The 17,189-nt window shown below is 69.8% G+C and carries 16 protein-coding genes; 9 read left to right on the forward strand and 7 right to left on the reverse strand.

Translation table 11 applies throughout. From position 1 onward, the window contains the following. Positions 1–140: 140 nt before the first annotated feature. The 3 genes from HDC36_RS19090 to HDC36_RS19100 form a co-directional block, all read right to left on the reverse strand. On the reverse strand, positions 141–1,169 hold the full coding sequence (locus HDC36_RS19090; RefSeq protein ID WP_179570416.1) for a patatin-like phospholipase family protein: 1,029 nt from the start codon (positions 1,167–1,169) through the stop codon (positions 141–143). A 128-nt stretch (positions 1,170–1,297) separates the two neighbouring features. After that, complete coding sequence (locus HDC36_RS19095; protein ID WP_179570418.1) at positions 1,298–1,939, reverse strand: DUF1109 domain-containing protein; 642 nt, start codon at positions 1,937–1,939, stop codon at positions 1,298–1,300. Beyond that, positions 1,936–2,499: a sigma-70 family RNA polymerase sigma factor gene (locus HDC36_RS19100; protein ID WP_179570420.1), complete on the reverse strand. Its 564-nt coding sequence runs from the start codon at positions 2,497–2,499 to the stop codon at positions 1,936–1,938. Before HDC36_RS19100 ends, HDC36_RS19095 begins: the two co-directional genes overlap by 4 nt. A gap of 494 nt (positions 2,500–2,993) precedes the next feature. Between HDC36_RS19100 and HDC36_RS19105 the strand changes: the two genes are divergently transcribed. From HDC36_RS19105 to HDC36_RS19135, 7 genes are all read left to right on the forward strand, one after another. Next, positions 2,994–3,281 (forward strand): DUF2282 domain-containing protein, encoded by a 288-nt coding sequence (locus tag HDC36_RS19105; RefSeq protein WP_179570422.1) that lies wholly within the window; start codon positions 2,994–2,996, stop codon positions 3,279–3,281. Between the two features lie 16 nt (positions 3,282–3,297). Continuing rightward, positions 3,298–4,140 carry a DUF692 domain-containing protein gene (locus HDC36_RS19110; RefSeq protein WP_179570424.1) on the forward strand — a complete coding sequence of 281 codons (843 nt, stop codon included), beginning with the start codon at positions 3,298–3,300 and terminating at the stop codon, positions 4,138–4,140. Next, the gene (locus HDC36_RS19115) at positions 4,137–4,898 is read left to right on the forward strand and encodes a DNA-binding domain-containing protein (RefSeq protein WP_179570426.1); all 762 of its coding nucleotides are present in this window, start codon (positions 4,137–4,139) and stop codon (positions 4,896–4,898) included. Before HDC36_RS19110 ends, HDC36_RS19115 begins: the two co-directional genes overlap by 4 nt. Beyond that, positions 4,895–5,353 (forward strand): DoxX family protein, encoded by a 459-nt coding sequence (locus HDC36_RS19120; protein ID WP_179570428.1) that lies wholly within the window; start codon positions 4,895–4,897, stop codon positions 5,351–5,353. Before HDC36_RS19115 ends, HDC36_RS19120 begins: the two co-directional genes overlap by 4 nt. Before the next feature lie 86 nt (positions 5,354–5,439). Then, the gene (locus HDC36_RS19125; RefSeq protein WP_179570430.1) at positions 5,440–5,715 is read left to right on the forward strand and encodes a hypothetical protein; all 276 of its coding nucleotides are present in this window, start codon (positions 5,440–5,442) and stop codon (positions 5,713–5,715) included. A 66-nt stretch (positions 5,716–5,781) separates the two neighbouring features. Then, positions 5,782–6,624 carry a DUF692 domain-containing protein gene (locus tag HDC36_RS19130; RefSeq protein WP_179570432.1) on the forward strand — a complete coding sequence of 281 codons (843 nt, stop codon included), beginning with the start codon at positions 5,782–5,784 and terminating at the stop codon, positions 6,622–6,624. Next, positions 6,621–7,358 (forward strand): DNA-binding domain-containing protein, encoded by a 738-nt coding sequence (locus HDC36_RS19135; protein WP_179570434.1) that lies wholly within the window; start codon positions 6,621–6,623, stop codon positions 7,356–7,358. Before HDC36_RS19130 ends, HDC36_RS19135 begins: the two co-directional genes overlap by 4 nt. Positions 7,359–7,399: 41 nt before the next feature. Here HDC36_RS19135 and HDC36_RS19140 read toward each other — a convergent pair whose 3' ends face one another. The 4 genes from HDC36_RS19140 to HDC36_RS19155 all read right to left on the reverse strand — a co-directional run bounded on the left by HDC36_RS19140 (position 7,400) and on the right by HDC36_RS19155 (position 11,745). Next, positions 7,400–8,416: a TIGR00266 family protein gene (locus HDC36_RS19140; protein WP_179570436.1), complete on the reverse strand. Its 1,017-nt coding sequence runs from the start codon at positions 8,414–8,416 to the stop codon at positions 7,400–7,402. A gap of 263 nt (positions 8,417–8,679) precedes the next feature. Further along, positions 8,680–9,534, reverse strand: coding sequence for a phosphatase PAP2 family protein (locus HDC36_RS19145; protein ID WP_179570438.1), 855 nt, complete (start codon positions 9,532–9,534; stop codon positions 8,680–8,682). 375 nt (positions 9,535–9,909) lie between these two features. Continuing rightward, the gene (locus HDC36_RS19150) at positions 9,910–10,695 is read right to left on the reverse strand and encodes a rhomboid family intramembrane serine protease (protein WP_179570440.1); all 786 of its coding nucleotides are present in this window, start codon (positions 10,693–10,695) and stop codon (positions 9,910–9,912) included. 96 nt (positions 10,696–10,791) lie between these two features. Continuing rightward, the gene (locus tag HDC36_RS19155) at positions 10,792–11,745 is read right to left on the reverse strand and encodes a TerC family protein (protein WP_179570442.1); all 954 of its coding nucleotides are present in this window, start codon (positions 11,743–11,745) and stop codon (positions 10,792–10,794) included. A gap of 256 nt (positions 11,746–12,001) precedes the next feature. Between HDC36_RS19155 and HDC36_RS19160 the strand changes: the two genes are divergently transcribed. Both HDC36_RS19160 and HDC36_RS19165 read left to right on the forward strand, forming a co-directional pair. Next, positions 12,002–13,183, forward strand: a complete 1,182-nt coding sequence (locus tag HDC36_RS19160; protein WP_179570444.1) for a class I SAM-dependent rRNA methyltransferase — start codon at positions 12,002–12,004, stop codon at positions 13,181–13,183. A 728-nt stretch (positions 13,184–13,911) separates the two neighbouring features. Continuing rightward, complete coding sequence (locus HDC36_RS19165) at positions 13,912–17,079, forward strand: TonB-dependent receptor (protein WP_179570446.1); 3,168 nt, start codon at positions 13,912–13,914, stop codon at positions 17,077–17,079. Positions 17,080–17,189 lie beyond the last annotated feature (110 nt).

The following is a 17,189-nucleotide window of genomic DNA, read 5'->3' on the forward strand; positions in this document are numbered from 1 at the left end:
GGACCATGGCCCCCTTTTCGGGGGAAGGTGCCCCGAAGGGGCGGATGAGGGTACGGGCGCAGCCTCGTGTACCCAACTCCGCGAGACGCTTCGCGCCGTACCCTCACCCCAACCCCTCTCCCGGTGGGGGAGGGGTTAGCTCACTTCTGTTCCTTGCACGGATCGTCGCGGCCGATCAGGCGGCCCAGGCGCGAGCGCGGTTCGCACGGCGGCGGCGCCGGTTGCGCGGCCTTGGCCGCGGCCGCGGCGGCCGCCGCGCGCTGTTGCTGCAGCTGCGCCAGCTTGGCCTTGATCTGCGGCATCGCCGCCAGCGCGGCCTTCTCGCCTTCCAGGATGGCGGCGTTGCGCTGGGCGAAATCGGCGGCGCCGATGTCGTTGACCTTGGGCCGGATCACGATGTCCGCGCGCGCCAGTTCCTGCTGGCCCAGGCGCTGGCCCATGATCGCGATCGACTGGTTGACGATGCCGAGCATGCCGGCCGGGTTCTTGCCGCTGGCCTTGCTGGAGATGTCCACCGCGACCACGAAGTCGGCGCCGAGCTGGCGCGCGGCGTCCACCGGCACCGGGCTGACCACGCCGCCGTCCACGTAATGGAACTTGCCGATGGTCACCGGCTCGAACACCCCGGGAATGCTGCTGGAGGCGCGCACCGCCTGGCCGGCGTTGCCGCGCACGAACACGGTGCGCTCGCCGTCTTCCAGGCGTGTGGACACCGCGGCGAAGGGCTTGCCGAGCTTTTCGATCGGGCGGTTCTTGAGTTGGGCGTTGACGTAGTCCTGCAGGGCCTGGCCCTGCACCAGGCCGCCGGAGAACAGGCGCATGTCGCGGATGCTGGTCTCGTCCAGCGCCACCGCGGCCTGCTGCATCTGGAACGCGTCCATGCCGCTGGCGTACAGCGCGCCGACCACGCTGCCGGCGCTGGTGCCTGACACCACCACCGGCTCCAGTCCGTTGGCCTGCAGCATCTTGATCACGCCGATATGGGCGAAGCCCTTGGCCGCGCCGCCGCCCAGGGCGATGCCGATGCGCAGCGGCTTGGCCGCGGCGGTCGGTGCCGGCCCCACCACCACCGGTGCCGGCGTCGCCGGCTTGGGCTCGCCGCCGCACGCCGCGAGCAGGCCGAACAGGGACAGGGACAGGAGCAGGCGCGGAGAACGGAAGGCGGTCATGGATGCGGCGTCGTGGAAGGAGAGGGCGGAGCCGGCGCGAGCATACCGGGATCGGCCTGCACCGCCCACGACCGGAGGTCATGCACGCTGGCGCACGCGGCGGCGCCGCCGCGCGAACGCGGCGCCGGCTACCAGCGCAGCAGGCGCGGGCCGAGCGCGGCGCCGAGCGCGGTCGGCAGCGCCATCCCCAGCGCGTACCAGAGTGCCCAGAACGGGACCGCCATCTCCGGGCAATGGAGGCAATAGGCCATGGTCGCCAGCGCGCCGCCGAGCAGCCCGCCAGCGGCGCCGGCCGCGCGCAGGCGGGTCGGCGCCAGTCCGCGCAAGGCCCAGAACACGCTGGCGAAGGTCGGAATCGACAGCAGCGCGATGTTGAACGGACAACTGTGCCAACTCTGGCCCTGCAGCAACGGCAGGCGCAGGTCCGCCGGTGCCGTCCACAGCGCGGCGATGGCGGCGATCCACACCGTTGCGACCGGGACGCCGATCGCGACGGCGGCTGCGCCGACCCGCCGCCCCGGCGTGGCCAGGCGCCAGGTCGCCAGGCCGGCGCCGGCGGCCATGCAGGCGGCGAAGCCCAGCTTCGCCCAGAACTCCGGATCGACGGCCGCCGCGGCCAGGTCCGGGCGGACACCGAACACCGCCGCCGCCAGCAGCAGCGCCCCCAGCATCCCGCACGGCAGTGCCAGCGCGAACCGCCGGGCGGAGACATGCCGGTCCACGCGCAGCGGTTCCTGCGCCAGCAGCGCGATCAGCTCATCGGTCTTCATGTCGTACTCCTGATCTTCAGCGCCAGCGCCTTGAGTCCGCGATGCACGCCGATCTTGACCGCCGATTCGGACATGCCGGTCAGCCTGGCGGTCTCGCTGACCGACAGGCCTTGCAGCTTCACGTGCACGATCGGCAGGCGGTGCCGGTCCGGCAATTGCTCCAGCAGCCGGCCGATCTCATGGCGGGCGTGCGCCGGAGCGTCGTCCGCATGCGCGAACAGGTCGTCGGCGGCATCCAGCGGCAGCTGCAGCGGACGCTTGCGCGCGTGCGCCCGGTAGAAGTCCAGCAGCTTGTACCGGGCGACCGCATATACCCACGCGGTCAACGGTTCGCCGCGGCGGTAGGTGTGGCGGCTGTTGTGGATGGCCAGCAGGGTCTCTTGCAAGATGTCCTCCACGTCATCGGGCGCGTGGGTCAGGCGTCGGCGCAGGAAGCCGCGCAAGTGGGCGCTGAGCTCGTCGAGGAAGGCGCGGTAGTCGCGCGCGTCGCCATCCAGGCCGGCCACGAACAACAGGCGCAGACGCACCTCCACCGCCTGCAGCCCGTCCAGGCGGCTCATTGCGCCACGCGGCCGGCGGCCGGGCGAGGGACGCGGCGGGAACGGCGGAGGACGGACATGCGGCGTTCTCCAGGGCGGCCTGGCGGACGCCGGACAGGCAGGATACGACGGCGCTGTCCTGGCCGCAGGACCGTCCCCCCGTGCCCGCCCGTCATCGCTGCCGCCACCAGGCAGCGCCAGGCGCCGCAGCCGGTCGTGCAAGGCGGGCAACGCACGCGCCCGCCGCCGCGACGGATCGCGCTGCAGGCGCAGCCCGTCCGTCCACGGCCGCCACCGGCATCTGGCTGTTCACGGTTGCTTCCCCGTCTGTGGTCATGTCAGCGGTAGTTCGCCGCATCCGCGGCGGCGGTTACAGCCGCCGCCGCTTTCTTTTTCACCCGCATCGGCGACCGGCTGTAACCGCGGCGGCGTTCGCCGCGAATGCAGAAGGGTTCCGGCCACCGCGTGCACTCTCGGCCCGGTCCGTCCCTTCCCTTTTCCGCAGGAGCATTCCCATGAACGTACGCAACGCTGCAACGGCGGCCCTGACCCTGGCCGCTCTCGTCGCCGGAGCCGCGATGGCTCAGGGCGCCGATCCCGCTTCCCAGCCCAAGCCGATGGAGAAGTGCTACGGCATCGCCAAGGCCGGCCAGAACGATTGCAAGGCCGGCGCGGGGACCAGTTGCGCGGGCACGTCGAAGCGCGACTACCAAGGCAACGCCTGGAAGAACGTGCCGGCCGGCACCTGCGTCGGCATCAAGACGCCGAAGGGCCATGGCACGCTGACCCCGGTCGGCGCCTGAGCGCGGCGCCGCGGCCATGCAGCTCGGCGCCGGCATCGGCCTGAAGCCGCAGCACTACGCGCAGGCGCTGGATTGCACTGCGCCAGGGCTGTGGTTCGAGGTGCACCCGGAGAACTATCTGGTCCAGGGCGGGCCGCGGCTGGCCTGGCTCGAGGCGATCGCCGCGCGCCACCCGCTGTCGCTGCACGGCGTATCGCTGTCGCTGGCGGCCGATGCCGATCCGGACGCGCGGCACCTGCGCCGTCTGGCCGCGCTCGCCGAGCGGGTCCGGCCGTGGCAGGTGTCCGAGCACCTGGCCTGGTCGGTCTGGCGCGGCCGCTACCATCCGGACCTGTTGCCGGTACCGCGCAGCGCCGCGGCGCTGGCGCGCGTGGTGAGCAATGTCCAGCAGGCACAGGAGGCGCTCGGCCGCCCCCTGGCGATCGAGAACCCGAGCCATTACCTGGCGCTGCCCGGGCACGCGTGGAGCGAACCGGAGTTCCTGGCCGAACTGGTGCGCCGCAGCGGCTGCCGGCTATTGCTGGACATCAACAATGTCCATGTCAGCGCGCACAACCTCGGTTTCGACGCCTACGCCTATCTGCACGCCTTCCCTGCCGATGCGGTGGTGGAAGTGCATGTGGCCGGCCATGCCGAGGATGCGGCGGACGAGCGGACCCTGCTGATCGATTCGCACGATGCGCCGGTGGACGACGCGGTCTGGGACCTGTACGCGCATTTCCTGGACCTCGCCGGGCCGCGGCCGACGTTGATCGAGCGCGATGGCGACGTGCCCGCGTTCGAGGCGCTGCTGCTGGAGCGCGATCGCGCGCAACGGCTGCTGGAGCGGGCCGCGACGCGTCGGCGGTGGGCGGCATGAATGCGTTGGCGCAGTTCCAGGACGGGTTCGCGCGCGCGCTGTACGGCGATGGCGACGCCGGCGGCCTGGCGGCGCAACCGGGATTCCGCATCTATCGCAACACCGTGCTGCGTGCCTGCATCGACGCGCTGCAGGCGAATTTTCCGAGCGTGCAGCGGCTGGTGGGCGCGGCATGGTTCGAGGAGGCGGCGCGTGCCTATGCCCGGCGCTGCCCACCCGACGATGTGCGCCTTTTGAACTACGGCGACGACTTCGATGCGTTTCTCGCCGCGCTTCCCGAGGCCCGGCAACTGCCCTACCTGCCGGGCGTGGCGCAACTGGATCGCAGCTGGCGCGAGGCGCATGTCGCGGCCGATGCCGCGGTACTCGATCCGCAGGCCGTGGCCGCCTTGCCGCGCGAACAACTGGCCGGCGCGCGCATGGCCGTGCATCCGAGCGCGCGCTGGCATTGGTTCGAGGCGCTGCCGGTGTACGCGATCTGGTGCGCGCAGCGCGATGCGGCGCCCGTGCCCGAACTTGCGTTGCGCGGCGAAGGCGCGCTGCTGCTGCGGCACGGCGGCCAGGTGCATCGGCAGGCGCTGGGCCTGGGCGGTTGCGCGCTGCTGGAGGCCTGCCGCGGCGGCGCCACGCTGCAGGCCGCCGCAGCGCAGGCGCAGCAGGCCGAGCCGGCGCTGGCCTTGGCGGACACGTTCGCGACGCTGCTGCGCGCCGGCGCGTTTTCTTCCCTCGACCTTTCTTCCACGCAAGGAATTCCATGACGCCCCCTCTCGCTTCTTCGGACCCGCGCGCAGCGTGGAATCGTCTCGCCGCCGCGCTGTCGCAGCGGGTCGGCCACTCCGCGCTGGCACTGCTGTTCCGGCTGTCGATCGCCGCGATCTTCTTCCTGTCCGGACGTACCAAGGTCAGCGGCGTGCTGACCATCACCGACAGCACCTACGCGCTGTTTCGCGAGGACTACCGCGTGCCGCTGCTTGCGCCGGAACTGGCCGCGCACCTGGCCGCCTACTCGGAGCACCTGTTCCCGTTGCTGCTGGTATTGGGCCTGTGCACGCGGCTGTCGGCGCTGGCGTTGCTGGGCATGACCGCGGTGATCGAGATCTTCGTCTATCCCGATGCCTGGCCCACGCACCTGAGCTGGGCCGCGCTGCTGGCGTACCTGATCGCCCGCGGTGCCGGCCGCGTATCGCTGGACCGGCTGCTGCGCATCGCATGATCGTCGCATCGCGCTGTAACCGCGGCGACGCTTGCGCCGAAGTACCTGCCGCCAATTCGGCATCCGTCCATCACCGAGGAACGTCCATGATCGCTACCCGTACCGTCACCGGTTTCGCCGCCACCGCCGCGCTGCTCGCCGTCGCCGCCGCCAGCGTCCCGGTCACCGCCAGCGCCGCTACCAAGGGCGATGCCAAGCTCGTCGCCTGCTATGGCATCAACAGCTGCAAGGGCCAGTCCGATTGCAAATCCGGCAGCCACGAGTGCAAGGGCCAGAACGCGTGCAAGGGCCAGGGCTTCAAGGATGTGACGGTGAAGCAGTGCAAGTCGGCCGGCGGCTCGCTGACCGCGCCCGCCGCCTGAGGCGACACCTCTGTTCCGGCCGGCGCCACGCGTCCGGCCGGGACGACCAACGAGACCTTGCGCCAGATGGACACGATCGCGCCTTTCCATGGCTTCGGGTTGGGCCTGCGCCCGCCGCACTATCCGCTGTATCTCGAGGAGCCGCCCGCGCTGGATTTCGTCGAGGCGATCTCGGAAAACTTCATGGTTGCCGGCGGCCGGCCGCTGCATGTGCTGGATCGGGTGCGCGAGCGCTACCCGGTGGCGCTGCACGGCGTGTCGATGTCGCTGGGCTCGGCCGACGGGCTCGATCGCGACTATCTGCTGCGGCTCAAACATCTCACGCGGCGCGTGCGCCCGCTGTGGGTCTCCGACCATCTGAGCTGGAGCGCGGTCGCAGGATTCAATTCGCACGATCTGCTGCCGCTGCCCTACGACGGCGAAGCGCTGGACGTGGTCTGCGCCAACATCGCCCACGCCCAGGACGTGCTGGAGCGGCCACTGCTGCTTGAGAACCCGTCCACCTATCTGGCCTTCGCAGGCGCCATGAGCGAAGCGGCGTTCCTGCGCGAGGTATGCGCACGCACCGGCTGCTATCTGCTGCTCGACGTCAACAACGTCTATGTCAGCGCCGTCAACCATGGTGCCGATCCGCAGGCCTATCTGGACGCGCTGCCGTGGGACCGGATACGCCAGGTGCACCTGGCCGGGCATAGCCAGGGCCGCGAGCTGTTGATCGATACCCACGACCAACCCGTCTGCGACCCGGTGTGGGCGCTGTACGCGACGGTGTGCCGGCGTATCGGCACGATGGCGACCATGATCGAGCGCGACGACCGGATCCCGCCGCTGCCCGAGTTGCTGGACGAGCTGCAGATCGCCCGGCGCATCGCCGCCAACGCGGCACGTGCGGCACGCGCGGCCGCATGAGCCTGCTCGACCTGCAGCGCCGTTTCTCGGGTTGGCTGCGCGACCCCGCGGCCGATGCGGAGGCCTGCCTGGATGCGCATCAGCGCCCGGGCCTGCGGGTGTATCGGCATGCCTACCGCGCGCAGCTCGGCGACGCGTTGCGCGACACCTACGCCACCACCCTGGCCTGGCTGGGCGACGCCGCGTTCGACGCGGCCGCCGCCGGCTACGTGGCGCGGCATCCTCCTTCTGCCTGGAACCTTGGCGCCTACGGCGACCGCTTCGGTGCTTACCTGCGCGTATGCCATCCCGAGCGTCCGGAGCTCGCCGACCTGGCCTGGCTCGACCTGGCCCTGCGCCGCGCCTTCGATGGGGTCGACGCTGCGCCGGTGACGCTGGCGGCACTGGTCGGCGTTGATTGGGAGCAGGCGCGCCTGCGCTTCGTGCCGACCCTGCGCCGCCGCCGCATGCGCAGCAACGCCGCTGCGATCTGGCTGGCACTGTCGGAGGGGCGTGCGCCGCCCGCGGCGGTACGCCTGCCCGAGGCGGTGACGATCCGGGTCTGGCGCAAGGGCTTGTCGCCCTATTTCCAGAGCATGTCGCCGCTGGAGGCGCGCATGCTGCGCGATGGCCTGGCCGGATTGCGCTTCGGTGCGTTGTGCCGGCATGCGCCTGACGACGATCCGGCGCTGGTCGGGCGGGTACTGGAACAGTGGTTGCGCGACGAAGTGCTGGAGGCGGTCGTGCCAGGGTGAGCGGCGCACGCATGCGCCGCTACCGTCGCGCCGGCGCCGCCTCAGAAGTTGTTGTCGCCGTCCAGCATCCGGCCCAGGCCGCCGAGCACCGAGCCTTCGCCGCGGTTCTGCCCGCCGCCCTGCGGCGCGGCGGCGAACATGCGTCCGGCCAGGCGCGAGAACGGCAGCGATTGCAGCCACACCTTGCCCGGGCCGGTCAGCGTGGCCAGGAACATGCCTTCGCCGCCGAAGAACATGCTCTTGATGCCGCTGACCGGGCGCACGTCCATGTCCACCGTGGAATGGAACGCGACCACGCAGCCGGTGTCCACATCCAGGCGTTCGCCGGCGGCCAGCTCGCGCTCGACCACGCAGCCGCCGGCATGCACGAACACCCAGCCGTCGCCTTCCAGCTTCTGCATGATGAAGCCCTCGCCGCCGAACAGGCCGGTCATGATCTTGCGCTGGAAGTGGATGCCCAGCGACACGCCGCGCGCGCCGGCCAGGAAGCTGTCCTTCTGGCAGATCAGGCGGCCGCCGTGCTGGTCCAGCTTCATCGCCAGCACCGTGCCGGGATACGGCGCGGCGAAGGCGACCTTGGCCTTGCCTTGGCCCTGGTGGGTGAACACGGTGGTGAACAGGCTCTCGCCGGTGACCAGGCGCTTGCCGGCCGAGAACAGCTTGCCCATCAGCCCGCCGCCCTGGCTGTTGGAGCCATCGCCGAACACGGTGTCCATCTGCACCACGGCGTCCTTGAACATCAACGCGCCGGCCTCGGCGACCGCGCTCTCGCCCGGATCCAGCTCGATCTCCACGAACTGCATCTCGTGGCCGACGATGCGGAAGTCGATGTCGTCGGCGCGACCGCTGCCGCCGGGCGGGGGTGGCAGATCCGGTGGCAGGCTGGCTGCGCTCGCGCCGCGCAGTTCGTCGATCTGGTCGGCCGGTTTCCAGCCGCTCTGGCCCTGGCGCCAGGCCATGGCGGTGGGGTTGGTGCGGGCGAAGGCGATGGCGTCGGCGTCGTCGAACGGGCCGGAGCGGGTCTGCTCGCTGCCGGTCAGGAAATACCACTGGGTCATGGCTGCAGGTCCTTGGCGGAAATCTGCGGCGAGTCTAGCCCGCCGTCCCGGTCGGTTCGCATCTGCCCAAAGGCATGGGCAAAAAATGTTTCTGCAGGAGCAGCTTCGGTCGCGATGCACCGGAGCGGCGCGATCCCTGGGATCGAAAGCGTCGCGGCTGAAGCCGCTCCTACAGAAGAGCGGGCTTGGACCGGTACAAGCGGCACGCACGCGTTTGTAGGAGCGGCTTCAGCCGCGACCAATCGATCGATCACCGCAGCGCCCTACAGCGCGCTCTCCGGCCGCACCTGCAGGGTCGCGGCTTCCGCGGCGCAGTCCTGGGCCGGCATCAGGCCCTGCGCGCGTGCGGCGGCGATCTCCTTGCGCGCGCCCTCCAGATCGGCGCGGAACGCCGGGTCGGCATGCAGCCGCGCCACCGTCGCCGCGCCCATGAAGCGGCCGGCCAGCACGTCGCTCTGCCAGTGCACGTTGCACACCAGCCGGCTTTCGCCGTAGTTGCGGCCGCGGGCGATCAAGGCGTCGATGCGGTCGGGCGCGAGCTCGCCGAGGATCAGCGCCCAGGCCCAGCCGATGGCGCTGTGCCCGGAGGGATAGGCGCCGCTGTGGCGCAGCCCGTCCTCGTCGTCCGGGGTGCAGACCGGCTGCTGGTTGAGCATGAACGGGCGCGGCCGCCGGTAGTGGTTCTTGGCCACCTTGGTCGCAGCGCTGGCGTCGATGCGGCTGCGTTCCAGCAAGGTGTACAGGTGCGGGGTGCGCTGCGCATCGATGGGCACGCCCAGCGCGCAGGCGAACTGGCCGGCGCCGGCCGGGAAGCTCAGATCGGCGTCGCGTGCGGCCTGTTGCCAGCGCGCGCTGCCGCGCAGCGCCAGCGCCTCGCGGTTCACCGCCTGGTCCAGCGCCTGCCCGGGCGAACCCTCGGCCGGCGGTGCCGGCACCAATTGCAGGCTGGCCGGGACCGCGGCAGGCGCGAGGTAGCCGACCGCCTTGTCCGGCTCGGCCGCGCCCATCGCCTGTGCCGGTACCGGCGCACGGGCGGGCGACGTGCTGCACGCGGCGAGCGCGAGCGCCAGCAGGGCGAGGGCGGCAGAACGGAAACGGAAGGCAGGGGACGCGGGCATGCGATCTGGGGCGGGCGGCGAGGGATCGGCCAGTGTACGGCCGGTGCCATCGCGCGGCAGGCCGCCATGGCGCCGGTCGGAGGGTGGCTGCCTGCAGCAGTCAGGTCGATGCGTCCAGCGTGCGCGCGAGGTGGGTCGGACCGGGATGGCAGCATCATGCCGAGCGGGCGGCGCAACCTGTGGGAGCGACTTCAGTCGCGACGAGCCTTACCGGTAATGCGTCGCGACTGAAGTCGCTCCCACAAAAAAGCCCGCGCCAACCGTAACACCTGGGTCGCATGCTCCAGCGCTGGGCCTCCCAGGGCGAAGTGCAGCAGCAGGCGCACAGCGGCTGTCGTGCTACGCAGCGGGGTCGCCACGCCCGCGGCGGAGGCCTCAGCCCTCGTCGCGCTCCTGCCGCGGCGGGAAGCGCAACACCACCCCGCGCGGGACCGAGGGCGGTTGCCACAGCACCGGCACCTGCGCCGGCGGAGGCGGCTCCAACTCGTCGTTCAAGGGCGCCAGGGTTTCCTCGTCCTCGTCTTCCCAGCTGTAGCGCTTGCGCGGCGGCAGCGGGTCGCGGTGGCGCAGCAGCAGGGCCGCGACCGCGCCGCCCAGTGCGCCGCCCAGGTGCGACTGCCAGGACACGCCGGCCTCGTGCGGCAGCACCGTCACCAGCATGCCGCCGTAGAACAGGAACGCGATCATGCTGGCGGCGATCGCGGCGCGGTCGCGGCGCAGCAGTCCGAGCACGAACACCAGGAACAGCAGGCCGTGGGTGACGCCGCTGGCGCCCAGATGGTGGCTGCCGGGTTCGCCCAACAGCCACGCGCCCAGGCCCGAGCCCAGCCACAGCAATGGCAGCGCGGCCAGGGTGGCGCGTGGGTACACGCTGCCGGCCAGGGTGCCCAGGATCAGCAGTGCGCCGGCATTGGCGGCCAGGTGTTCCAGCGACCCGTGCAGCAAGGGCGCGGTCAGCAGCCCGAGCAGGCCGCTGGCCTGCTGCGGTCCCACCGACCACGGCCGCCAGTCGAACAGGCCCTGGCTGGCGAACACCGCCACCAGCACCGCGATCAGCGCCAGGCTGGCGTTGAAGGCGCGCAGGATCCGGGCCCGGTCGAAGCGGTCCTGCGCCTGCGCATCGTCGGCAGGCGGGGACGGGGAGAGCGGAGAAGTGTCCATGGTCCCTGGATGGCGGCGCCCATCGCCCAAGGCAAGGCGCCGCCGGTGGGAGGGACTGGCCGCGGCCGCGGGACAATCCCGCGGCCGCGGCGCGCCTCAGTGCGCCGGCTTGGCCGGGCGCAGCAGGCTCAGCGCCACCGTCGCGCCGATGATCAGCGCCACCGCCAGCAGCGAGACCAGCACCGGGATCTTGTACAGGTCGATGATCAGCATCTTGGTGCCGATGAACACCAGCACGATCGCCAGCCCGTACGGCAGCAGGTGGAAGCGGTCGGCCATGCCCGCCAGCAGGAAGAACATCGCGCGCAGGCCCAGCACCGCGAACACGTTGGAGGTCAGCACCAGGAACGGGTCGGTGGTGATCGCGAAGATCGCCGGGATGCTGTCCACCGCGAAGATCACGTCGGTGATGGCGATCAGCATCAGCACCGCGAACAGCGGCGTGTACCAGCGCTTGCCTTCCTGGGTCACGCTCAGCGCGTTGCCGTGGTACTGCGGGGTCAGGCGCAGGTGCTTGCGCATGAAGCGCAGCACCGGATTGGCTTCCAGATCCGGCTCCTTGCCCGCCGAGAACCACATCTTGATGCCGGTCAGCAGCAGGAACGCGCCGAACACGTACAGCAGCCAGTGGAACTTGGTCAGCAGCACCGAGCCGGCGAAGATCATGATCGCGCGCAGCACGATCGCGCCGAGCACGCCGATCACCAGCACGCGCTGGCGCTGCTCCTCCGGCACCGCGAAGTAGCTCATGATCATCAGGAACACGAAGATGTTGTCGACCGCCAGCGACTTCTCCACCAGGTAGCCGGTCAGGAACTCCAGCCCGTACTGGTTGCCGGTGGCCACGTCGATGGTCTCGCGCAGGTACCACCACAGGCCGGCATTGAACGCCAGCGCCAGCCCGATCCAGCCCAGGCTCCACCACAGCGCTTCCTTGAAGGTGACCTTGTGCGGACCGCCGTGGCGCATCAGCACCAGATCCGCCAGCAGCGCCGCGATCACCACGATCGCGAAACCGCTCCACAACCACACGTTGCCTATCGTTTGCATGGGGAATTCCCGTCAGTGAAGGTTGAACCTCGGGCCGCGGCGGCGAGGCATCCTGGACGGAAACGATGGGGTTCGTTCCAGGGAATGCCTTCGCCACTGCGGCGAAGGTCTCGCTCGCAGCCGATGGTCTGGCTGCCGTTGCACCGGAGCCTGCTGGCTCGAATTGACGGCGACAACGTTGGGAGCTACTCCCCTTCTGCGCCCATTCTTGCGGCTGGCGGCGGTGGCGTCAATCGGGGCGGATACAATGGCGTTCATGAATACTCCCCTGCCCGTAGTCCGCCTCAAGAACGCCTGGCGTTCCAGCCATCCGTGGATCTTCCAGAAACTGGTCGAAAAACCCGCCGCCAAGCCCAAGCCGGGCAGCCTCGTCGACGTGGTCGGGGTGGACGGGGAGTGGATCGGCCGCGGTTTCTACAATGGCCATTCGCGCATCGCCGTGCGCATCCTCGAGATCGATCGCGAGGTGCCGGTGGACGAAGCCTGGTTCGCCGGCAAGATCGCCGAGGCGGTGTCGCTGCGCCGCGACGTGCTCAAGCTGGACGCGGTGTCCGACGCCTGGCGCGTGGTGCATGCCGAAGGCGACGGCCTGTCCGGGCTGGTGGTGGACCGCTATGGCGATCTGCTGGTGGTCGAGTTCTTCAGCGCCGGCATGTTCCGCTACCGCGACTGGATCTACGCCGCGCTGCGCACCCAGTTCCCCGGCGCGCGTTTCTACAGCTTCGCCGAGGAGCACGTGCAGAAGCAGGAGAGCTTCGACTACCGCCCGGTGTCCAGCAGCGGCGAGCGCCCGGAGCCGGCGATCATCAGCGAATACGGCGTGCGTTTCCGCGCCGATCCGGCCGGTGCGCACAAGACCGGCTTCTTCGCCGACCAGCGCGAGAACCGGCAGTGGCTGAGCCAGCAGGTGGCCGGCAAGCGCGTGCTCGACCTGTGCTGCAACACCGGCGGCTTCGCCGTCTACGCCAAGGTGCGCGGCGCCGAGGAAGTGGTCGGCGTGGACATCGACGAGGACGTGATCGAGATCGCCAAGGGCAACGCCAAGCTCAACGACGTGCGGCTCAAGTTCGTGCAGGCCGACATCTTCCCGTACCTGCGCGATGCCGCAGTGCGCGGCGACCGCTACGACGTGGTGATCCTGGACCCGGCCAAGATGACCCGCGACCGCGACCAGGTGATCCCGGCGCTGAAGAAATACCTGGACATGAACAAGTTGGCGTTGGGGGTGGTCGCGCCCGGCGGCCTGTTCGCCACGTTCTCCTGCACCGGCCTGGTCGCCGAGCACGAGTTCCTGGACATGCTGCGCCGCGCCGCGTATTTCTCCGGCCGCACCATCCAGATCCTGAAGGTGGCCGGCGCCGGCGCCGACCACCCGTTCATGGCCCACGTGCAGGAATCGCGCTATCTGAAAGCGGTGTTCTGCCGCGTGCTGAACTGAGCCGCCGCGGCGCGCCGGCGTTCGCCGCGCGCCGCGAGATCGCGTTACCACGGACACGCCGGGCGGGTTGCCGACACACCGCTGGCACTGCTGCGGGCTGATCAGCGCCCGCACGGCCACGTGTGCCGAGTCGGCCACGCCTTCACGCCACAGCGCGTACCGCGCTGCATCGCACGCATCACGCCATTGCCCACTCGGCAACGCGCCTGCGGCGCGCGGCGACGTGCGCAACGGCAACGACGTTCGTCCATCGCATACCGCGCCAATTGCGCAACGTCGGCACTGATAACGCTTACATCGTGGTCTGCATCCCAGCGGATGTACGCATAACGTAGCTTTGTTGCGCCGCACGGTGACAAACGCCGGCACGCGGGATTAGGTTTGCGCCGTCGGGTGATAGCGCTATCACTCTCGGCCAGGTGCCGGGATCTGGTGCCGTCGCCTCACTCGCCGCGGCGGCAGCGCCGCACGGATTTCGATTCGGGTTTGCATATCGGCATTCGCTGTAGCGGGCGGCTTGGTCAGCGTCCGGGTTGCAACGGGCAGCGATGGCGCCCGGCGCCCTTCGGGGGAAGGCGCGATCCATCCATCGATCGAGACGTAGGGGATCACATGCAGGCATGCAGCGATGCGTGTCACGTACCAGGGACCGCTTCGACGTAGGCATGCGCCGCGTCGTACGCCGCAGACGGCGTTGCCCGTCCGACTCCAGCACCGAGGACATTCTGATGCGTCAGCAGTTGAAGAAGTTCCGCTCCAAGGCCATGTTCACCTTCGTCGGCGGGGTGCTGGTGATCAATCCGGCGTTCGCCCAGCAGGCGCCGCAGACCCAGGCGCAGACCCAGACCAGCCAGCAGCAGTCCTCTCCTGACGCGACCACGCTGGACACGGTCAGCGTCACCGGCATCCGCAACAGCCTCAACCAGTCGATGGGGATCAAGCGCGACAACGCCGGCGTGGTCGATGCGATCAGCGCCGAGGACATCGGCAAGTTTCCCGACACCAACCTGGCCGAGTCGCTGCAGCGCATCACCGGCATCTCGATCGAGCGCCGCGACGGCGAAGGCGCGCAGGTCACCGCGCGCGGCTTCGGTCCGCAGTTCAATGCGGTCACCCTCAACGGCCGGGTGATCCCCGGTGCCGACGCGTTCGGCGCGCCGGGCGCGGTGCCCAGCGGCGGCGTGGACGGCGGCACCCGCGCCTTCAACTTCGCCCAGCTCGCCTCCGAGGCGATCACCGGCATCGAGGTGTACAAGACCAGCCGCGCCAATGCGCCCAGCGGCGGCATCGGCGCCACCATCAACATCCTCACCGACCGCCCGTTCAACCACAAAGGCCTGGTGGCCAGCGCCGGCGCCAAGGCCGCGTACGACGACTCGCAGCCGTTCGACAACAAGGTCACGCCGGAAGTGTCCGGCATCTTCAGCTACACCAACCCGGACAAGACCTGGGGCATCGGCCTGAGCGGCAGCTACCAGAAGCGCCGCGGCGGATCGGTGCAGGCGACCGAGAACGCCTGGAACATCCAGCCCTGGACCGGCACCGATCCGGCGCTGCGCCCGGACGCCAACGTGCAGAACGCGCCGGCGATCGGCCAGCTCTACGGCATGCCCAACGACCTGCGCTACGCCTTCTCCGACTTCGAGCGCGAGCGGCTCAATGGGCAGGCGGTGGTGCAGTTCGCGCCGACCGACAGCCTGACCCTGACCCTGGACTACACCTACTCGAGCAACGAGATCACCGAGAATCGTGGCGAGCAGGGCATCTGGCTGCAGCGCGCCAACAGCTTCACCGACCTGGTGTTCGACACCGGGCAGGCGGTGGCCACGCCGGTGTACCTGCGCGACGTGCCCAACGGCGCCAAGGACTTCGGTATGGAGCAGCAGCGCAGCATGCAGAAGTACAAGCTCGGCTCGCTGGGCTTCAATGCCGACTGGCAGGCCACCGACCGCCTGCGCCTGACCTTCGATGCGCACAACTCCAAGACCCAGAGCCTGCCCAACGATCCGGTCACCGGCGGCAGCGCCACCTATTTCAGCCTGGCCGGCACCAATAACTGCACCGCCGGCACCCAGTGCGGCGGACAGTGGGCGCAGGAGCTGTGGTTCAACAACGGCCTGCCGATCGGCGCGCGCACCTGGTACCCGACCGCGGCCGATTCCATCGCCGGCACCAACGGCCTGGTCAACCAGGATTTCTCCCCGGCCGAACTCGGTTCGCAGGTGCTGCGCATCTACTACCAGAGCCAGGTGACGGAGGTGAAGGAAGGGCGCGTCGACGGCCAGTTCGACTTCGACAACGGCCGCTTCCAGTTCGGCGTCAACAGCGCCAAGACCACGATGAACCGGCGCATCAGCGACACCTATTCAACGCTGGGCGACTGGGGCGTGGCCAATGCCGGCAACGAGCCGGGCATGCTGGCGCTGCTGCAGCCGGTCGGCATCACCGGCCTGTTCGAGGACTTCAACGCCAACGGCGCCGCGCCGGGCGCCTGGCGCGGCAACGCCGACCAGCTGGCGTTGTGGGCGGGCAATGCCTATGGCGCGACCACGCGCTACAACCCGCAGTTCAGTTCCGACAACCAGGTCGAGGAGAAGACCCGCGCCGCCTACATGCAGCTGGAGTTCGACGGCGAGCTCGGTGGCATGACCACCAATACCCGCATCGGCGTGCGCTACGAGAAGACCGACGTGATCTCCTCCTCGGAGGTGGCCACCCCGGTCGCGCTGGAATGGCAGGCCAACAACGACTTCCAGCTGCTGCGCTCCGACGAGGTGCAGCTGTTCAGCGAGAAGCACAGCTACAGCTACGTGCTGCCGAACCTGGACTTCAGCATCAACCTCACCGACACGCTGAAAGCCCGCGCTTCGTTCGGGCAGAGCATCGCGCGTGCGCCGTACAACAACCTGGTGGTCGGCTCGACCCCGGGCACGCCGGGCGGCTCGATCCTGATCAACCCCTCCACGCGCGCGTCCGGCAGCACCGAGAACCCCAGCCTGGACCCGCTGGAATCCAACAACCTGGACCTGGCGCTGGAGTGGTACTTCGCCGACGCCAGCTACGTGTCGCTGACGTTCTGGGACAAGCGCGTGTCCAACTTCATCGGCACCAGCGTCACCCGCGAAACCATGTACGGCCTGCGCGACCCCACCTCCGGGCCGGATGCGCAGGCGGCGCTGGCCTTCCTGCAGAGCGGTGCCTGCGCCGCGCAGGTCGGCGCCGCCGGCAACGACGTGGCGGCGGCCTGCTCGGCCAACGACACCTCGCTGTTCTCGGCGATGGCGCTGCTGCGCAACGCCGCGGCCACTGGCGGACTGGGCGCCTACAACGGCAGCTCGGCGCAGACCCTGGCGCTGGAGAACGCCTACGACCTGGTCGGCGAGGCGGACGATCCGCTGTACGAATTCGACGTGTCGCGCCCGGTCAACCAGAACAAGGCCAAGATCCACGGCTGGGAACTGGGCGGGCAGTACTTCCTCGGCGACACCGGCTTCGGCGTCTACGCCAACTACACCCTGGTCAAGGGCGACGTCGGCTTCGACAACACGGTGCTGGACCGCGACCAGTTCGCGCTGCTCGGCCTCAGCGACACCGCCAACGTCATGCTGATGTACGAGAAGTACGGCTGGAGCGCGCGCCTGGCCTGGAACTGGCGCGACGAGTACCTGATCGCGGCCAACCAGAACGGCTCCAACCGCAACCCGTACTACGTCGAGCCTTACCAGCAGTTGGACCTGAGCGTCAGCTACGCGATCACCGACAACCTGTCGATCGGCTTCGAGGCGATCAACATCACCAGCGAGGACGTGCGCTGGCACGGCCGCTCGGAGAAGCAGGTGATCAAGGTGCTGGACCAGAGCCCGCGCTATACCCTGGGCGTGCGCTACAACTTCTGAGCCCGGCAGGCCGCGCGCGGCGATGGCCGCGTGCGGCAACGGCGCCCACGCCGCAGCGCGTCTTGCGGGCGCGGCGCTTTGCTGCAATGGTCGCGTGGCGCCCCACCCAG

This window comes from Xanthomonas sp. JAI131 (genome assembly GCF_013410075.1).
Taxonomy (GTDB): Bacteria; Pseudomonadota; Gammaproteobacteria; order Xanthomonadales; family Xanthomonadaceae; genus Xanthomonas_A; species Xanthomonas_A bonasiae.

What these genes read in the sequence shown, in the direction of transcription:
- HDC36_RS19110 (WP_179570424.1), top strand. Translation starts at nt 3,298, where the DNA reads ATGCAGCTCGGCGCCGGCATCGGCCTGAAGCCGCAGCACTACGCGCAG.
- HDC36_RS19105 (WP_179570422.1), top strand. Translation starts at nt 2,994, where the DNA reads ATGAACGTACGCAACGCTGCAACGGCGGCCCTGACCCTGGCCGCTCTC.
- HDC36_RS19115 (WP_179570426.1), top strand. Translation starts at nt 4,137, where the DNA reads ATGAATGCGTTGGCGCAGTTCCAGGACGGGTTCGCGCGCGCGCTGTAC.
- HDC36_RS19160 (WP_179570444.1), top strand. Translation starts at nt 12,002, where the DNA reads ATGAATACTCCCCTGCCCGTAGTCCGCCTCAAGAACGCCTGGCGTTCC.
- HDC36_RS19095 (WP_179570418.1), bottom strand. Translation starts at nt 1,939, where the DNA reads ATGAAGACCGATGAGCTGATCGCGCTGCTGGCGCAGGAACCGCTGCGC.
- HDC36_RS19120 (WP_179570428.1), top strand. Translation starts at nt 4,895, where the DNA reads ATGACGCCCCCTCTCGCTTCTTCGGACCCGCGCGCAGCGTGGAATCGT.
- HDC36_RS19100 (WP_179570420.1), bottom strand. Translation starts at nt 2,499, where the DNA reads ATGAGCCGCCTGGACGGGCTGCAGGCGGTGGAGGTGCGTCTGCGCCTG.
- HDC36_RS19090 (WP_179570416.1), bottom strand. Translation starts at nt 1,169, where the DNA reads ATGACCGCCTTCCGTTCTCCGCGCCTGCTCCTGTCCCTGTCCCTGTTC.
- HDC36_RS19130 (WP_179570432.1), top strand. Translation starts at nt 5,782, where the DNA reads ATGGACACGATCGCGCCTTTCCATGGCTTCGGGTTGGGCCTGCGCCCG.
- HDC36_RS19145 (WP_179570438.1), bottom strand. Translation starts at nt 9,534, where the DNA reads ATGCCCGCGTCCCCTGCCTTCCGTTTCCGTTCTGCCGCCCTCGCCCTG.
- HDC36_RS19135 (WP_179570434.1), top strand. Translation starts at nt 6,621, where the DNA reads ATGAGCCTGCTCGACCTGCAGCGCCGTTTCTCGGGTTGGCTGCGCGAC.
- HDC36_RS19155 (WP_179570442.1), bottom strand. Translation starts at nt 11,745, where the DNA reads ATGCAAACGATAGGCAACGTGTGGTTGTGGAGCGGTTTCGCGATCGTG.
- HDC36_RS19125 (WP_179570430.1), top strand. Translation starts at nt 5,440, where the DNA reads ATGATCGCTACCCGTACCGTCACCGGTTTCGCCGCCACCGCCGCGCTG.
- HDC36_RS19140 (WP_179570436.1), bottom strand. Translation starts at nt 8,416, where the DNA reads ATGACCCAGTGGTATTTCCTGACCGGCAGCGAGCAGACCCGCTCCGGC.
- HDC36_RS19150 (WP_179570440.1), bottom strand. Translation starts at nt 10,695, where the DNA reads ATGGACACTTCTCCGCTCTCCCCGTCCCCGCCTGCCGACGATGCGCAG.
- HDC36_RS19165 (WP_179570446.1), top strand. Translation starts at nt 13,912, where the DNA reads ATGCGTCAGCAGTTGAAGAAGTTCCGCTCCAAGGCCATGTTCACCTTC.